The organism is Cupriavidus sp. FW305-26 (genome assembly GCF_058787975.1).
The window spans coordinates 135,797-151,945 of the sequence record NZ_JBYTAH010000005.1; the positions used below are offsets into that span (position 1 = coordinate 135,797).

Annotated in this window: 16 protein-coding genes; 4 read left to right on the forward strand and 12 right to left on the reverse strand. The window is 63.3% G+C overall.

The window, feature by feature from the left end:
* Positions 1-10: 10 nt before the first annotated feature.
* From AC3WQZ_RS05600 to AC3WQZ_RS05655, 12 genes are read right to left on the reverse strand one after another with little or no spacing between them, the layout of a single operon-like run.
* Positions 11-1,030, reverse strand: coding sequence for a type II secretion system F family protein (locus tag AC3WQZ_RS05600; protein WP_454749584.1), 1,020 nt, complete (start codon positions 1,028-1,030; stop codon positions 11-13).
* A gap of 17 nt (positions 1,031-1,047) precedes the next feature.
* On the reverse strand, positions 1,048-2,850 hold the full coding sequence (locus AC3WQZ_RS05605; protein WP_454749585.1) for a GspE/PulE family protein: 1,803 nt from the start codon (positions 2,848-2,850) through the stop codon (positions 1,048-1,050).
* Positions 2,847-4,109 carry a type 4b pilus protein PilO2 gene (pilO2, locus tag AC3WQZ_RS05610; protein WP_454749586.1) on the reverse strand — a complete coding sequence of 421 codons (1,263 nt, stop codon included), beginning with the start codon at positions 4,107-4,109 and terminating at the stop codon, positions 2,847-2,849. The genes AC3WQZ_RS05605 and pilO2 overlap by 4 nt, the downstream gene beginning before the upstream one ends.
* A 3-nt stretch (positions 4,110-4,112) precedes the next feature.
* Complete coding sequence (gene pilP, locus AC3WQZ_RS05615) at positions 4,113-4,778, reverse strand: type IV pilus biogenesis protein PilP (protein WP_454749587.1); 666 nt, start codon at positions 4,776-4,778, stop codon at positions 4,113-4,115.
* Between the two features lie 15 nt (positions 4,779-4,793).
* On the reverse strand, positions 4,794-6,455 hold the full coding sequence (locus AC3WQZ_RS05620; RefSeq protein ID WP_454749588.1) for a type II secretion system protein GspD: 1,662 nt from the start codon (positions 6,453-6,455) through the stop codon (positions 4,794-4,796).
* Positions 6,452-6,997: a toxin co-regulated pilus biosynthesis Q family protein gene (locus tag AC3WQZ_RS05625; RefSeq protein ID WP_454749589.1), complete on the reverse strand. Its 546-nt coding sequence runs from the start codon at positions 6,995-6,997 to the stop codon at positions 6,452-6,454. Before AC3WQZ_RS05625 ends, AC3WQZ_RS05620 begins: the two co-directional genes overlap by 4 nt.
* 28 nt (positions 6,998-7,025) lie before the next feature.
* Positions 7,026-7,460 (reverse strand): lytic transglycosylase domain-containing protein, encoded by a 435-nt coding sequence (locus AC3WQZ_RS05630; protein ID WP_454749590.1) that lies wholly within the window; start codon positions 7,458-7,460, stop codon positions 7,026-7,028.
* The gene (locus AC3WQZ_RS05635) at positions 7,460-8,725 is read right to left on the reverse strand and encodes a TrbG/VirB9 family P-type conjugative transfer protein (RefSeq protein ID WP_454749591.1); all 1,266 of its coding nucleotides are present in this window, start codon (positions 8,723-8,725) and stop codon (positions 7,460-7,462) included. The genes AC3WQZ_RS05630 and AC3WQZ_RS05635 overlap by 1 nt, the downstream gene beginning before the upstream one ends.
* Complete coding sequence (locus tag AC3WQZ_RS05640) at positions 8,722-9,504, reverse strand: lysozyme family protein (protein ID WP_454749615.1); 783 nt, start codon at positions 9,502-9,504, stop codon at positions 8,722-8,724. Before AC3WQZ_RS05640 ends, AC3WQZ_RS05635 begins: the two co-directional genes overlap by 4 nt.
* A 4-nt stretch (positions 9,505-9,508) precedes the next feature.
* Positions 9,509-10,735, reverse strand: a complete 1,227-nt coding sequence (locus AC3WQZ_RS05645; protein ID WP_454749592.1) for a TraB/TrbI/VirB10 family type IV secretion system protein — start codon at positions 10,733-10,735, stop codon at positions 9,509-9,511.
* Positions 10,735-11,631: a TrbG/VirB9 family P-type conjugative transfer protein gene (locus tag AC3WQZ_RS05650; RefSeq protein WP_454749593.1), complete on the reverse strand. Its 897-nt coding sequence runs from the start codon at positions 11,629-11,631 to the stop codon at positions 10,735-10,737. The genes AC3WQZ_RS05645 and AC3WQZ_RS05650 overlap by 1 nt, the downstream gene beginning before the upstream one ends.
* A gap of 16 nt (positions 11,632-11,647) precedes the next feature.
* On the reverse strand, positions 11,648-12,355 hold the full coding sequence (locus AC3WQZ_RS05655; protein WP_454749594.1) for a VirB8 family type IV secretion system protein: 708 nt from the start codon (positions 12,353-12,355) through the stop codon (positions 11,648-11,650).
* A 444-nt stretch (positions 12,356-12,799) separates the two neighbouring features.
* Between AC3WQZ_RS05655 and AC3WQZ_RS05660 the strand changes: the two genes are divergently transcribed.
* The 4 genes from AC3WQZ_RS05660 to AC3WQZ_RS05675 all read left to right on the forward strand — a co-directional run.
* Positions 12,800-13,852: a TadA family conjugal transfer-associated ATPase gene (locus AC3WQZ_RS05660; protein WP_492300153.1), complete on the forward strand. Its 1,053-nt coding sequence runs from the start codon at positions 12,800-12,802 to the stop codon at positions 13,850-13,852.
* A 17-nt stretch (positions 13,853-13,869) separates the two neighbouring features.
* A complete protein-coding gene (locus tag AC3WQZ_RS05665; protein WP_058698204.1) occupies positions 13,870-14,217 on the forward strand; it encodes a TrbC/VirB2 family protein in 348 nt (115 codons plus the stop codon).
* Between the two features lies 1 nt (position 14,218).
* On the forward strand, positions 14,219-14,548 hold the full coding sequence (locus AC3WQZ_RS05670; protein ID WP_058698205.1) for a VirB3 family type IV secretion system protein: 330 nt from the start codon (positions 14,219-14,221) through the stop codon (positions 14,546-14,548).
* Positions 14,542-16,149: VirB4 family type IV secretion system protein (locus AC3WQZ_RS05675; RefSeq protein WP_492300154.1), on the forward strand; the 1,608-nt coding region annotated here is incomplete at its 3' end. The genes AC3WQZ_RS05670 and AC3WQZ_RS05675, both read left to right, overlap by 7 nt.

Here is a 16,149-nt window from a genome sequence, read left to right on the forward strand (position 1 = left end):
ACGCCGATTGTTAGAACTGTCCCATCGAGGACGTGAGGATCGCCGAGAGGGAGTTGGAGCCGAGCTGCAGCACCACGAAGGCGAGGAACATCAACCCGGTGAAGATCGCCGACATCACCATCCCTTTGGCGAGCAGCTGCCGCTCGATGACCTCGGCGTTCTGGCGAACAGCCACGGTGATCTTCTCGGTAAAGTCATCAAAGCCCGCATACGCGCCAATCTCATCGATCAGATCCAAGGACGGGAACCCATTGCCGGTCTGACGCATGGCTTCCGCCAGATCCAGTCCATCAGCCAGCCCCAGACGGATCGGCCGCAGCCTTGACGCCAACCAGGGCGAAGCCGAGCCAATCTGTCCCTCCAGCGCAACGATGTCAGGTACGTTCGCCCGCAACAGCGCGACGAATGACATCAGCCAGGTGAAGCCGGTGATCTCCCGGTACGCCGTGAATGGGAACACGTGCTGGTCACAGACTCGCCTGCCAGGCCCGGTCCATCGAGACAGCGCCCACCAACTCCAAGCAGCATAGGCACCTAGCCCGCCGAAAATCACTGGCGCCGGCCACCCCACCGCCAGCTGCCCCATCCAGTACATCGCGTAGGCCCAGTCGGTCCATTTTTCGAGCGGCAGTATGTCAAGGAACTGCGGGACGATGTAGCCACCGATCAGCAACAAAACCACGTAGAGCGTTACGAGATACACCGTTGGCGCGAAGAAGCTCGCTTGCAGCTTTTGGCGGAGACGTGTCGTCAAGTCCCGAACGTCCAGTACAAGCCGCATCGCTTCGGGCAGTTGCCCCGCCTTCTCGCCCGCGTCCAGCACGCTGCGCTCGAGATCGCTCAGGCTTGCCCCCATTGCCGCCATCAGTGTCTTGCCGTCGCGTACCTGGCGACCCACCTCGTGAGCCGCCTCTGCCGCGCGCTTTCGGCCGCGCCGGGCTTGCCGCTCGCGGAAATCCTCCAGAATCTGGGCGAGGGTCAGCCCGTTCTCCAACTGACTGGACGCCTGTTGATACAGGCGTCGTCGCATTCCCCAAGACAATCCGTTCACACTTCCTCCCGCATCGGAATCGCGTCGACATTGCGCTCGGCGTCAACCGGATCAAGCTTGCCGGCCAAGACAAGGTCCATGGCGTGAGCGATCATCGGCTTGTCCGAGCCGGGCCGCGCCCTGTGGTTGCGCCTCGCCGCCAACACCCCGTGGTTGATACAGTCCTGCATCAGCGCCTCGCTGGTCAAGACGACCTCTGCGACTGCCTGCTGGCCGACAATGCCTTCACCATGGCAGTGTTCGCAGCCAGCGCCGCGAACGCGGACCCCAGACAAATCCCCCCATGAGCGCATCGCCCGCATCATGTAGTCAGGCAACGGCTCAGCCGCACTCTCAATAGGTACGCAGCATTCCGAGCACAGCAACGGGACGATCCGCTGCGCAATCAGACCGATGACCTGGTTGTGATTGCAGATCACCTCCATTGCCAGACGCACGTGGTCCAGCATGACAAGCCGCAAGAAGGTTTCGAACGGGTCAGTCACGTGCAGGGTGGTCAGCACCAGGTGACCAGTGGCTGCGGCCTGCAGCGTTGCGATGGCTTCTTCGACGCCCCGGATCTCGCCCAGCAGTACGGCATCCGGGTCCATACGCAGTGTCATGCGCAGCATCTCCGGGAAGCGCTCGCTTTCCGTGACAAGCTGGACCGCCCAGTCCATCGGGTACTCGGTCGGGTTCTCGATCGTGATCAGCCGCTTCTGGGGGAACAGCCGGGCCTGATGGCGTGTGCACTCGAATAGCGTCGTCGTCTTGCCGCTACCGGTCGGACCCGTCACGATGACCACTCCCATGGGCCGACGAAGTAGCTGCGAGATCAGTTCCACCTGCAAGGGCGTATATCCCATCTCGCCGAGCTTGAAGTCCCCCATGGGACTATCCGGCATGCGAAGGTCCAATCGCTTCGCCGCCTCGAAGGCTTCTGCCTTCTTGCTCCCCTGGTCATGCTCCCGGTATTGCAGACGCGCCACGAGAAAGCTGCCGCCGCTCTCCACCGGATAGGCCGGCCCGCGGACGATCCGCACACTGGAAAGGCCTGTGCCGGGCAGCGCATCACCCGCAATCTGCGCATCCTGGACGTCTAGCGGGTTATAGGTGGCGGCCTTGACGGTGGCCAAGCCCGTATACATCGCCCGGATTAGGCGTTCCCCCTCTTCCCTGCGCATGGACAGAGCCGATATCGTGCGCAGATCCCCTTTGACCCGTACTTGAATCTCAGTATGGTGCTCACGGACCAGGATATGGATGTCCGAGGCGACCAGCAGGGCGCAATCGGCAATCAGTCGGCGCGCCAGGCTCAACGTATGCAGGTCTGCGTCCTGCAACTGGCCGGTACCGCGCTGCTGCCGCAGGACTGACAGTTCTTGCGCGGACACCTTTCGGACTTGCGGCGCGGCACCGCTGCGCCGCAGCTTGGCCTCCCAAGTAAGAAAGCGAGGGGTACCAAAGTGCCGCGCATCCACGTAGATGTCGCAACCGTGCACCGTCAGCACCTGCTGCACTTCGTCTTTGGTGAGGTCGAACTCCTCGGCGAGATCCTCCACATATAGAGCGCTCTCGGATGCACGCTGACGCAGAGCCTCTGCCTGCCCTGCCGTCAGGCGGTTCATGTTGCAGGCAACCCGGTCGAAGGTGGCCGGAAGCGTCTTCGGATAGAGGACATGGGGTGCCAGCACCTCCGGTGGCGCCGGCAATGTCAGCACGGCGGACTTTACAGACGGCTCGGCGCGCATGGCCAACGCAGCGCCTCGTTCCGAATTTCGGCTTGGATTGCGCCACAGGCGCGAAATGGTCCCGATCATCGTGAGTTCCCGATGTTGTGGTGGGCTGCCAAGGGCGGCGACGCGCCGTCCCGCATTGCGTACAGCTTCCCGGTTCCCTTCCATGTCTGAGCGGCTGCGTCGTAGCTGACTTCCGTGAGCCGCAAGCCAGGCACGGCATCGAGGCCGGCGCCAGCGCCCAGCCAGGGCGGCGCGCCGAACGCGATCTCCGCAGTCATCGCCAGCCACGGGTCAACCGGTGCATTGCCGTTTGACGGAAGCAGCGCCGGCGGCGTGGTCAGCTGCAAGCCCACGCCATTGCCGTGCGCGTAGGTCCACATTGACCGCTGAGCCTGCGCAACGGAATTGACCGCCGAAGCGGAAGGCAGGAAGGCGGCCGGGGCATTGGACGAGGCATTCGCCTGGTTCCCGTCCGACGTGAGCACGCCCGGGGCATTGGCGGCAACTCCGCCATCCCGCTTCCAGTTCGTCTCGATCGTCAGGGTCGTCGAGGTGGCTGGCTTGCAGTGCCATCCGGCGAGCGTCCAACCAGCCTCCGCGAGCGCTTGGCTGTCCCACGCTCGACGGCATGCCTGAAGGAAGGCCGCCGGCGCGGCCTCTTCCACCCAAGGCAACACCCGTTGCCGGGCGGCCTCATTGGCGCGCTGTGCGGCGGCGATTGCGCGTTGACGCATCAACTGGGCTTCGCGCTCCGCCTCCTGCTGTTGGTCGTACCAATACCACCCGCCCCCGGCGAGGGAGGCGGTCCCCACCATCGCGGCCGCGACATAAGCCGTCGACTTCCATGGCCCCGTCAGGACGTCCCGCATAGCCGACACGCCCTTCGACGTGCGCGCCATCGCCGCCAGGTCGCGCAGCGTTCCCTCTACCTCCGTCCATTCGCCCAGCGCCCGATGGTGCGCGCGGACTGCCGTCAACTCTTCCAGCGTGCCGACCCGATCACCGCCGGAGATGACCGCGTGGCCTTGCCTGACCGCCACATACCAGTAACGGCTGCCTTGCAGGTGAAAGAGGCCCATCCATGGCTGACGATGCTGACTCGCCACAATGGCGGCGAGCGGCTTCAATCCAGCCGGCTTCGCCCCGGTGATCGGTTCGCAAAAGCCACTCTGCACGGCACCTTCGGCGCTTTCATGGACCACGCCCCAACGAACATTCCGGCCAAGCTCCAGCGCGCTTGCACGCAAGGCGCCTTTACTCGGCTGCGCCTCCTCGTGCAGCCACGACAAGCCAATCGCAAAGCCGCCCTTTAGCCCGGGGAATGACAGGATCTCGGCCATGGCTCAGGGCCTCAGCGTGCGCACACGCTTGCCGTTGGCAAGCTTCACGCCGGCGTCATCGATGCCCACCACCTTCCAGCCGCCGTCCAGCGTGTCACCGGCCTGGACCGGCACGGCACGCCCGCCGACATCGAGAATGGCGTTGTAGCGGCCATCGAAGGCACGCAGCGACACGAGGCGCGTCCCATCCGAGGACACCCTTGGACTGCGTTCGATGGTCCCACCCGTCGGCATCGGACCGGTCAGCGAGATCGACGGTGCTCCGCCTGGCTGCGGCGCCCCCGCGGGCGCGGCCGTCATCGACTCCTCCGACCGTTTCACTTCCGCCTTGTATTTGGCGATTTCCGCACGGGCCTTCCACAGTGCGAGCTGAGACTGCAGCGCGGCGAGTTCCGGCGCATCCGTGTGCCGAGACGGCTGGGCGGCTTCGACCGGCGCGCCGGCAGTGGTGGGCGACGCCGCCGCCTTCACTGCAGTGGTGTCCGTGACCGCTTGCGCCGTCGGACTGGACTGAGATGTCACCGGGCCTGCCCCAACTGAGGCAATCGCAGCGGCGGCCGGATTGGGCGAGGCCAACCCCGCGGTGGTAGCGGCGGTAGCCGACAGACAAACAGCGGCGATGGTCAGGGCGGCCGCAGCCCAACGAAGATTCAATGCGCGTTTCTGCATGGTGTTGTCTCTGTGTTACAGCAGGCGGGCCGAGATTACGATTGCGATGACCGTGTCTCCCTTGGTGGCGCCGACACCGCCACCCAGCGCAGCCATCCATGGCTCACCGATTCCGTTGTTGGTCGTCGCTGCCTTCTGGTTGCGCAGGCCTGTCAGCACCAGGGATTCGCCAGGCTTGAGACTTACCGACTGCGCGAAACGATTGGTCGGCATGGTGCGCAACTGCACGCTCGTCTGATTCGCGTCGCCACCTGCGTTGAATCGCTGCAGCGGCAGCAGATCCGACAACGTCATGTCGAAGTTCATCAGGATCCGGCCATCGACGACCTTGGGCAGGAACGCACTGGTAAAACCATAGGTCACGGTGCCGGTCTGGATGGAACTGGTGGAGCCGACATTCGCCGCCAACGTCGTCTGCGACTGTGGCACGTAGTCCTGCAGGGTTGCCGTCTGCAGGGCCAGCACCTTGCCGTTCTGGGTGACGCCCGAGCGCGACACCACCTGCGAGACGTTGCCGAGGCTGGAAAGTGCCTGCACGACCGCCTTGCTACCCGCCAACGGGCCGCTCATGATCGTTGCGCCAAGGTTCATGGGCGACGCGCTACCGGAGATGGTCGGCGTGCTGGGTGAGCTGAAGGAAACGCCGGTATGGCCGCTGGAGCTTTGGTAAGCCAGCGAGAGGTTCAAGCCGTAGTTGTCCTCGCGCGTCACGCGGACTTCGTAGACCTGCACATCGATGGCCACCTGCTTGCCGTACATGGCCGCCAGGCTCTTCACAAATTGCTCGACGCGATCGCACTGCACCGGGTCGCCAGTGACCGTCAAGGTGCCCAGGTTCTTGTCGACAACGACCTCGGCGCTCGCGCCGGCAACCGCCTTCGCCGTTTGCTGGAGGGTTTCCCAGGGTTTCATTTCGACCGACGAGGTCATCGACTGACCGCTCCTTCCCCCGCTGCTGCCGCCAGCGCCGCTGCCATTGCTGCTGGCGCCGGAGATACCCCCGGAGCTGCTGTCCGACGTCGTGATCGACCCATTCATGGCTGAGGAGTCCGCCAGGCTCGGAAGCATGTAGGTACGGGTCTCTGTCCTGAAGAAGGCCACGGTGCCGTCGTTGTAGCGAGACCACGCGCCAAAATGCGCCTCGATCGCATCCAGGAAGCCTTTGAAACTGCCCTCATAGCGCAGGGTCAGCGGCAATGCCGACGCCAGGCTTGCGCCATTCACCGAAGCCGACGCGCTGCCGCCCAGCGGCGCACTGAGGTCCACCGAACGCGGCGCCCCACCCATCGGGATAGGCCCGCCCGGCCGCGTCCCGGCTGCCGCCTGTACCGAAGGCGGGCTGACGGCCAGCGCAGATGCGTCCACGGTGGCGCGTACACCGACGCTCTGCGCGATCCAGTTGGCCGCCTCGGTCAGCGAGCCGATGCTGCCTTTGAACACCACATGTTTGCTGTAGATATCCGGTTGTGGCTTGCTTGCGCGGACTTTCTCGCCCATCAGCCATGCGCCCTCATGCACACGGAACACCGGCCGGCTGCGCGGCGCATCGGCATAGTGTGCGTTGGCCTCGGCGCCAATCGCATTCTGTACATTGCGGGTTTCGATCACGCCGCAGCCGGACATCAACGTGGCCGCTGCCACGGCAGTCGCCGTAAAGCGTTTGCTTCGCATCTTCATTGCACCGTTCCGTTCTGGCTGATGATCACCGTGCGGTTGCCGCGCCAGCTGTCGCCGACCACGTCCGCACCATTGCTGGCGAGTTCTTCAACGACGCGCTTGACGGCAACCTCAAAGTCATTGCCGTAAGCTTTATCGCCCGGCACGATCCATCCGTCCGGGACATTCCATGCCACCGTCCAGCCCGCCCGGGCAGCCCAGCCTTGAAGCTGCTGTTGCAGAGGCTCGCCTTTGACGAGCCTGAACTCTTGCGGCGCCAGCGCTGCTGCAACCGCAGCGGGCGGCGGGTCACCGGAGCCCAGCACGGCGCTGCCGGTGATGGTGGTCCGGGCGGGCGACACCGCGGCGAGTAATGCCGCCTCCCCGCCAGTGGCCTTGCCCGTGCGACCGGACTGCAATGACTGCCACCCGTCGCTCGACAGTTGTTGTGCTGCGTTCGCGCCGGGCGCCTTGGAAGCGTTGGCGGCCGGCGTGACGCACAGCCCGGCCACCAGCGAGGCGATCGTCCCGGCGAGGCGGATGGTTCGGTTGGATTGGCGCATAGCTTTGCTTTCGAATGAACTGAAGGAACTACCGCAATGTGGCGCGCTGCAGCGCCTGCCACCGGACATGGATCTGATTGGCGTAACGCAGCTGCTTGTCGGGCGACGCGGCGTTGTAGGCGCCCACGGCCTTCCATGTAGGGCCGAAGCGCTGGATGTTCTCGCGCAGAATCCAGGCGCCGACGTAGGCATTCACGCAGCCATCGAAGAGGTGAGCGCGCGTAATGCCGTACTTGCCCAGCCGCGGTAAGTGAATCGAGTTGATCTGCATGAGCCCAATGTCTTCGGAGCCGTTGGCATTCCGGTTGGTCACCCATGGCCGCATGCCGGATTCCTGCATGGCGATGCTCCGCAGCAAGAGCTGACTCACCCCATGGAACACAGCGGCATCATCCAGGCAGTCGGCATAGGCCGACCCAGCCAGCAGGGAAGCGACGACCAGCGCTCCGATCTTGCGGATCATCACAGCGCCACCTTTCCGGGTTGCTCTTTGAACCGCACTTGCGGCACGCGATCCACGTAGACCACGTTGCCGTCGGCGATCACCGTCAATCGCGCCGCAACGCCGTTGAACTTGTAGTAGCGGTCCTTTTGCTCACCGTTGCGCTGGTGGTCATCGCCGAAGACCGATACGCTGACCATCGACTTGACGAAGCTCAGGTAGGTCGCGCCGTCTTTTTCAAACGCCATCTCCAACCCGGCACCGTTCTCTCGCGGAAAGACGTAGTCGATCTCCGGCACGCGCTGCACATTCACGGACTTTCCGTTGGCTATGGCCGTGAACCGGTCGACGGTGGCAAAGGACAGCACGCGCTGGGCCTCGTCCCACTTCGTCCAGATCTTGCTATCTGACGGGTCGCGCAACACCAGATCCTTGGGCTCCTGCTCGAACCGAATCTCGATGCGACCCTGCTTGTTGTCACGAATTGCCACGGCACCGAAGGCCGAAGCCAGGGTTGGGCCCTCCGGCAATGGCGAGCCGGCTGCCGACACCGCCGCTGCGGTATCCGTTGCGCCGCCGGGTACCGTGTCGGCTGCTGTCGCGGAGGCTTGCACCAGCCCACCCGACCCCGTCGGCGACGCGTCACCCACCACCGAGAAGCTCTTCGGCGGCGCCACCCGCAATGCGATGTTGCGGCGAGTGAAGTCCACTTCCGCGTAAAGATTGCGGCGATCGAGAACCCGCGCGAGCGCCTGGAGCCAGTTCTCGCCCCCATGCAGGGCAATCGAAACGTCTTCGGTCAGTGGAATGTTCTTATCCGCCGTTCCGGTCCAGCCGGCCGGCGCGATCGACTTGACCATCTGCGCCAGAGGCAGGGACGACCGTCCTGCGCGCACCAGTGGCAAACTCGCATAGCTGCCGATCAAGGCCAGCCTGCCCGAAATCGCCGCGCGTGGCAGATCGCCCAACGGATTGGCCGGCTCGGACGTGAAGCCGTTGGATCGCTTCCAACGCGCGACGACCGGTTGGCCGTTGGCCGAATAGCGCACCACATCGGGAACACCATCGACCACCCAGTACGGCCCGTTCTGCAGGGCACCGTCAGCCTGCACCAATTGGCCCGGCCGCGGCTGGATATACGTCGAGAGCCCGTCATTGAAGAGGAGGGCCGGCCGATCGGCAGCCCGTGCAACGACCTGGTAATCGAAATCCAGTGGCTCGGTATCGGTCGCAGCGTGAGCGCTCGCCGTCAACACCAGCGCGGAGAAAAAAAGCGACCTGATCATCGGAATTGGGCGACGTGATTCATGAAACGAGCGAAGTACGGGCCACCGCGCTCCGGATTGGCGCTGTGGTACCACGCCACGGCCTTCATCGGGGAGCCGCTGCGCCGCAGGTTTTCGGTCAGGATGTCCTCCGCTACGCGGATATTGGTCGCCGGTGCGAGCGCTTCCCAAGGCGACGAGAAGCGCTTGCCGTGATAGCACCAGTTCACCTGCATGAGACCGACATCGAAATCGCAGCGCTGGTTGGCCAGCAGACGGTTGATGGCCGCGTAGGCTTCCTCGCGCGTGGCGAAGAACATACCGCGCCCCGCGACGTTCAAGGTCCACGGCCAAGGGCGGCCGCGGTATGCCGATTCATTCATCGCGATGCCGGCCGTGATCTTGGGATCCAAGCGTTGGCCCATCTGAGCGAAGGGCTCGGTCTTCGGCGAACAGGCCCACCCGCCACGGCGCTCCGCGAGCGCTACTTGCGCTGCTTCGGTGAGGACAGGCGGGCGCAGCCAGCCTTCGCGTGCGAGGAGGACTGCGACCGGCACAGTCTTCCCGTCGAGTTGGACGACTGGACCGTCCTCGGCCCCGGGTTCGATCGATGCGCCAACCAGCCTCGCCGACCAACCGAGGAACGCGTCGAGGCCGCAATACAGGACCGGCTTTCCAGCGATTGTGTGCAGCCGGTCTTTCCCATCGGCATGCACTACCACGGCATTCGGGCTGATCACAGCCTGAATCGTTGCGGCCTGCGCCGCGCCGGCCAGTACCAGCGTGGTCAGGGCAATCATCGTCTTAGTCACGATATGCCTCCAGCACCATGTCGTGCTTGACCTGCACCATCATCTTCTGGCCCGGCTCGGTCGTGATCGTCGGCCGAATGCTCTGGTTGCGGTTCAGAATGGTCGAAGCAGTTTGAGCGGCAATCTGGCCGGCTGCATTTCCATACGTCGTCAGACCAGACGGTCCCACGGTGGTGGCTGTATTGCTGTCATTAAAGCGCTGCTGAAGCAGACCAATCACCAGTGCACCACTGAAGATCTTCCAGAAATGGTTGTTGACGTCTCCACTGATGCCGGAGTACCCGTTCGGGTCCGCCCCTTGCATGCTCATGAGAGGTACTGTCTTCCCATTGGGCAGCTGCATACGGACGAACGCGGCAAGGATTCGCTCCTGGCCGACCGCGACCTCGGCGCTGTAGGTGCCTACGAGGGTGCTGCCGGCCGGGATCACCTTGCACCGGCCATTCACCGTGTCGTAGACGTCCTGCGAGACGGTTGCGCGGAATTCGCCGGGCTTGTCCGAGTTGAGGCCGCCCGCGAACGTTGCCGGGATGACAAAGCCTCGGCTCAGCGTGCACTTCGGGAGCTTGCCGTCAAAGCCGGTGCGCAAGGTTGTCATGGCACCTGCTTCGCGGAGAAACTGCTTGTCCGGCGAGACGGCTGGTTCCGGAGCCTCCGGCATGCCGTTGGCCGTGTTGGCACGGGCCACCGCGGCTTGCTGCAGCGCCCGCATCTGCGCGGGATCAGTCAGATCAGCAAGTCCGGCCGGCATCTTGGCCTGCCCAATCTGGGACTTGCGCATGCCCTTCTTGTAGATCGAGGACGTGAAGATGTCGTCTTCCTCGTTCTTTTTTACATCGGCTGCAGTTTTGGTCGTGCCAACAAGATCTTTCGCCGTCATCACCGGCGTATTGCCAGTGTCCGGCTTCTGCGCCAATGCGCGTTGCCGCTCCGCTTCAGCACGTGCCCTCTCGGCCTGCTCACGGATCGTGGCGTCGAGCGTCTGCCCGTTGTCGCCGCTGCTGGAGCGTTGACGCAGCTGCTCCGCACGGTCCTGCTCCGCCTTGGCATCGGACTGCTCTTCACTGACCGACTGGAAGTAATATCCGAGCCCGCCCACCAGCACGGCGACGATCACGCCCAGCGCCGTGACGATGTTGCGCGGCAGCTTCCCCTTGACAGCGCGCTCCTGCGCATCCGTCACATCGGAGACACCGGTGGACGATTTGCGATCGCGCATCAGAACAGCTCCAGGACGCGCCGGCGACCGCGCTCGATCTTGACTTCCTCGCTTCCGGAGCGCAGCGCGATGGCTTCCGCCAGCCGCTGTACGACCAAGAAGTCACCACGGCGAATGAAGTTCACGACCACGTAGTCGCTGCCGTCCTTGGCAAGCGGCACCGGCCAGTCCGCGCCCTTAGGTATGCGTAACCACACCGCCTTGCCATCGTCAAAGGCAGTCTCCGGCTTGAAGCTGGCGCTGCCCGAGATGGAATACTCGAAATTCAGCTGCTCCGGTGCCACGGCGACGGCGTCCGGATTGCGAAGCCCCAAGTCGGCCCTGCCATCGGCCTGCTCGCCTCTCCCGTCACCGCGCGCCTTGACTTTGGCTGCAAACGAAGTGGGGATACGAAATCGCACCTTTTGGTAGAAGATGCCTCCCAGCGGCGACGACACAAGCGTGAACTCGTAGCTGCGCTTGTTGGTGTTGACGGACAGCGTATTCACCAGGCCAGACGCCTGCGGCTTCACATACAGATGGTTCAGGCCATCAGTTTCGTAATCCCAACGGACGCTCTCGCCCCATGCCGGCTCGCCGACGATCTGCTCGTCCTCGGGGAACTCGATCGTCGTCATCTTGAGCGGCGCGCTCAGCACACGAAAGATCTGATCGCGGTTGTAGGTAAAGACAACGAGACGGGAGTCACCCGGCAGCGCGATCGGCTCCACGCCGCCGTTAAAGGGGTTGGCCGGGTTCATGGCGTCGCTAATATCGCCGATGCCAAGGCCTGCGACGCCGGCGTTGACCCGACGCGCCGGCTTATCGGCAGCGTGCGCGTCCGGTATGGCAAGTGTCAGCGCCATCACAGCGGCGGCAACCAGGGAACTCAGCGGAGATGACTTGCGGATATCCATGAGCGTAGACCCGGCCTCATGCCGGCGATTTCTGGAGGCTGAAGAAAACGGGATGGACACCGAATGGATTGGTGCCAAGCACGGCGTCGCTCGTCGGCGGTTTTACCTGGTAGCGGAACGTCATCGCGTACCGCATCTTGCGCGGCTTGTAGCCGTCCTCCGTCGTGGTGGTAATGAATTCCACCGCGACGGTACTGTCGGGCAGGACGGCCACATTGGTTACCTTGACTTCGCGGACAAGGGTTGCCGACGCACTGACTTGCCGAAACGGCTCATCCTCTGCCACCCAATCCTCGAACTGCTTGCGAGAGGATCCGATCATCTGTTCGCGGACAGAACGCAGGTTGCGCGCCATCCGTGAGTCCTCTACCTGGGTTGTCAGGATCGGTTCGATGGTGAACCAGCGCGTCACGAGATCCTTGAGGGCCCATTGCAACTGAATGCCTTCCGGCTGGAACGCCTCAAGCTCACGCACGATCGGCTTGCCGCTCGCATCCGCCGACACGCCTACAGCCTTCACGACCGAAGGCGGCGGTTCACGCGTCATGATCGCCGCCAACGCAATGCAGCCCAGGCCGAGGGTTGTGACCTTCCAATGGTTGCGCTCCACGGAAATTCTCGTGGTGCGATCGAAGATCAGCTGCTCGGGGCTTTCATTGCCATACATCCCTGGCGCAACGGCGAGGGGCTTGGCATTGTCGGAATTTTTGCGGAAGAAGCGCATGCTGCGGCAGTCCTTTGGGATGCCGCCAATTTAAGCAGTGAAGTGGACCCTCCAGGTCGCAGAAAGCCATGTGATTTTGCGCGGCTTTCCGAGAATCTCCGCCTTCTAGCCAGACCACGCAGGGCGCTCGAGCGTGCCCCTGGCGCTGTAGCGACGCCCGGTTTCCGTGGCGGACTTTGCCAGACGGCAAGCAGCTTCGTTCGATACCTGCCTCGTCGTTCCTCTATATCGCACCGTTCCGACCGAGGATTGCCCGGAAAGCCGGTGGTTTTGATAAGCCTTTCCGGGAAAACAGCATGAGCATGCTCAGACTTTTCCCTCACACCACAGACCACGCGTTGGCTCAGAACAGGGCCGTGCTCACCGGAGAACCGTAGAAAGCTAGCAAAAATCGTATGGCTTTCCACGCGCCACAGAATTCATCGCCCGCCAACAATAGCGGGCATGGAATCCTCCGCTACCAACCACCCGGTCCTGCAGCTCAGCCAGCTCGAAGAAAGCGCGGTCGCGATGTTCTTTGAATCGCTCGCGCCAATACGCGCCTACATCGATGCGTCCGATGTGGCCGAGGTCATGGTCAACAGGCACGACAGCATCTGGGTGGAGCGGCGCGGCGAGATGACGCGATTGGACGTGAGGATCGAGCCCGCAAAGTTGGAAGGTGCTGTTCGCTCCCTGGCTTCCTCGGTGCAGAAGTCTGCGGTGCGGGGCACCGCACAAGGCATCATCAATGCGGGCCACAAAGGGCTTCGGATCGCCGCCGTCATGCAGCCCACAGCCATTGACGGCCATGCGCTGAGCATCCGCCGGCACCGCGAGACCAATCTCTCTCTTAGCGACTATGTGAAGGCGGGGGCCTTCTCGTCCCGGCACGCCTGCAGCAAACACACCGATCAGCCCATATTCACGGGCTCTGTCGAAGATGAAGCGCTCAAGGATGCCCTCATTGAGCTTGTCCTGCAGCGGAAGAACATCCTAGTCGCCGGCGGCACATCTTCCGGCAAGACCACATTCTTGAACGCACTGGTCGAGAACATTCCCGACGGCGAGCGTGTCCTGACCATCGAGGACACGATGGAACTCAAAACGCGGGTACCCAATACGGTCCGCCTGCTCTCCAACACCGACAAGAACGTGACCACCCAACAGCTGGTCGCGCTCGCCCTGCGATTCCGCCCCGACCGCATCCTCGTTGGCGAAGTCCGCGGCGGGGAGGCGTTCGACCTGCTGCAAGCGCTGAACACGGGTCACGACGGCGGCATGGCGTCGCTACACGCGAACAACGCCCGCTCGGCCCTCTCCCGCATGGAAAGCCTGGCGATGCTTGGCATCCCGCCAGGCTCTCGTTGGGAACTGGATGACATGCGCAAGCTCATCGCTGAGTGCTTTAACTACGTGGTGCATATGCGCCGCACCGGCGAAATGCGGCACGTCTCGGAAATCATCGAGATCAAGGGCTTCCGCAACAACGACTACGACATCGAACGCGTTTTCTAAACCAAGGAGTCTCTCCAATGTCTTCCCCGTTTGTTCAATGTGCCGCCAAGACGGCGCGCAAGTACGCCCCGTCGATGCTGGTCCTGGTCGGCATGCTGAGCGTGGCCACATCCGCCGTCGCGGCCGACTACGGGTTCCTCGGCAACCTCGGCGAATTCATCTGCGGCATCGCCACGTTCATCAACACGAAGTACCTCTTTGTCGCCGGTCTGATCCTGATCGTCCTGGGCGCTATCGGTATCGCCAACTCCGAGTCGACCATCATGAAGTTCGTCTCGGTGATCTGTATCGGTATCGGTCTTGCCGCTGCAGCCCCGGCGATCATGAAGACGCTCGGCGTTGCTGCCCAGTGCTCCGGATTCTGATATGCGCGAACACCACGTCAGCATTGGGCTATCCCGCCCTCGCCAAATCGGCGGGGCCGTGCGCGGACTGGCCATCGCCAACGGCACGGTGGTCGCTCTGCTGGTGTACGTGACGTTCCGCAGCGGCTGGAAGATCCCCGTCGCGGTGGTGCTGATGGGCATGGCGTTTCATGCGCTCTTGCGCTGGCTCACGACCCGGGATCCATGGTGGAACCAAATTCTGAACGTCTATAACCATTACGGCGATCTGTACGAGTCCACCCCGTGGCACGGCAAGCTGCATACCCTCTTTCGCCGTCCCTACGGCTTTGACAGCGACCTGCCATGCTGAAGTTAAAGCGCCGTCCCCTCTATGAGTTGGTGCCGTGGCTGACATCGATTACGCCGGAACTCGTCCTCAACAAGGATGGGTCGCTACTCGCTTCCTACGCGTTTCAGGGTGTGGACGCCGACAGCCCCGACAGCAATGACATCACGTCTGCGCGCAATCAGCTGGACCAGGCATGCCGTACGTTCGACAACCGGATTACCGCGTGGTGGAAGATCAGCCATCGGCGCGCTCGCGACTACGTTGAAGGAGAGTTCGCCTCGCAGGCCGACGAGCGTCTGGACGCCCTTAACCGGGCGCACATGACGACCGGCAAGTACTTCCACAATGCCCACTCGCTGGCACTCGCTTACACGCCGGAGAGCGGCATCGCGAAGTTCTTCGACAAGGCCGGTTTCCACATGACGGTCGGTGGCAAGTCCATCTACGCGGCGATCTTCGAGGCGACGAAGGACACGCTCTTCGCGCGCAGCGCCTTTGCCTTTGATCTGGAGAAGATCTCGACCGATGCGCGTCGCTTCGAGTCGATGCTCGACGCCTTCACCGGCGGCGTGCCGCGTCTGCGCACGCGCCGCCTTGTCATGCAGGAAAGCTACGCCGCCCTGCACCAGGCTGCCAATCCGAGCGTTCCGCCGAGGCGCATTCGCTACCCGGTGACGCTGCTCGACACCCACCTGACCGAATCCGAAGTGACCGTCGGCGCCGAGCGCCTGTTGTTCGAGTCCGCCCATGGCAAGCGGTACGCGGCAATCGTCGCCGTTAAGGAATGGATGAGCTTTCAGGAAGCGGCACTGGACAGCCTGATGCAGCTCGACGCCGAGCTCGATGTCTGCATCATGTATCGATTCCTCGACACGGCTCGCGCTGCGGCCTACATCGAAAAGGTGAGGCGCTTCTACAAGATGGCAGCGCTCAACATCCGCTCCATCCTGAAGCAGTACTTCGCCAAGGAAGAGGCCGAGAACGACGAGGGCCGCGAGGAACTGGCCAAGGAAGCTGGCAAAGCGCTCCAGCGGCTAACGGCCAAGAACACGCAGCACGGCTTTGCCAACATCTCCATCATCGTCTACGGTGATTCCGAGGCGGCCGTCGAGGACTCGGTCAGCGAGGTGGTTGGGGCGCTCACCAACGCTGGCTTCGGGGCAATCCGCGAGAAAGCCAATCTGATGGCCGCCTGGAACTCTACCCTGCCCGGCCGCTGGGACAAGCAGCGCCGACTGCAGTTCGTCGAGACGCCCGCGGTTTCCGACCTCGCCCCGGTCCGATCGGTCATGCCCGGCCCCTCGCGCAACGACTGGCTCTCGGACAAGGCAGGCAAGGAAGTGCCACCGCTGACCTGCCTGCCCACCCGCCATCGCACCGCGCAGCGTGTCGACCTGCACCAGCCCGGTGGAAATGCCCACCTGATCGTCATTGGCCCAATCGGTGCGGGTAAGTCCGTGTTCCTGAACTTCCTGGTTTCCCAGGCTGGCAGGCACGAAGCTCGCCGCATCCGATTCGACAAGGACAGATCCACTCGCATCACGGCGCTCCTGAGTGGCGGGAAGTTCATCGACATCACCGGCAAGTTCGAGGCTGCGACTCGGGTAAATCCGCTGTCGTTG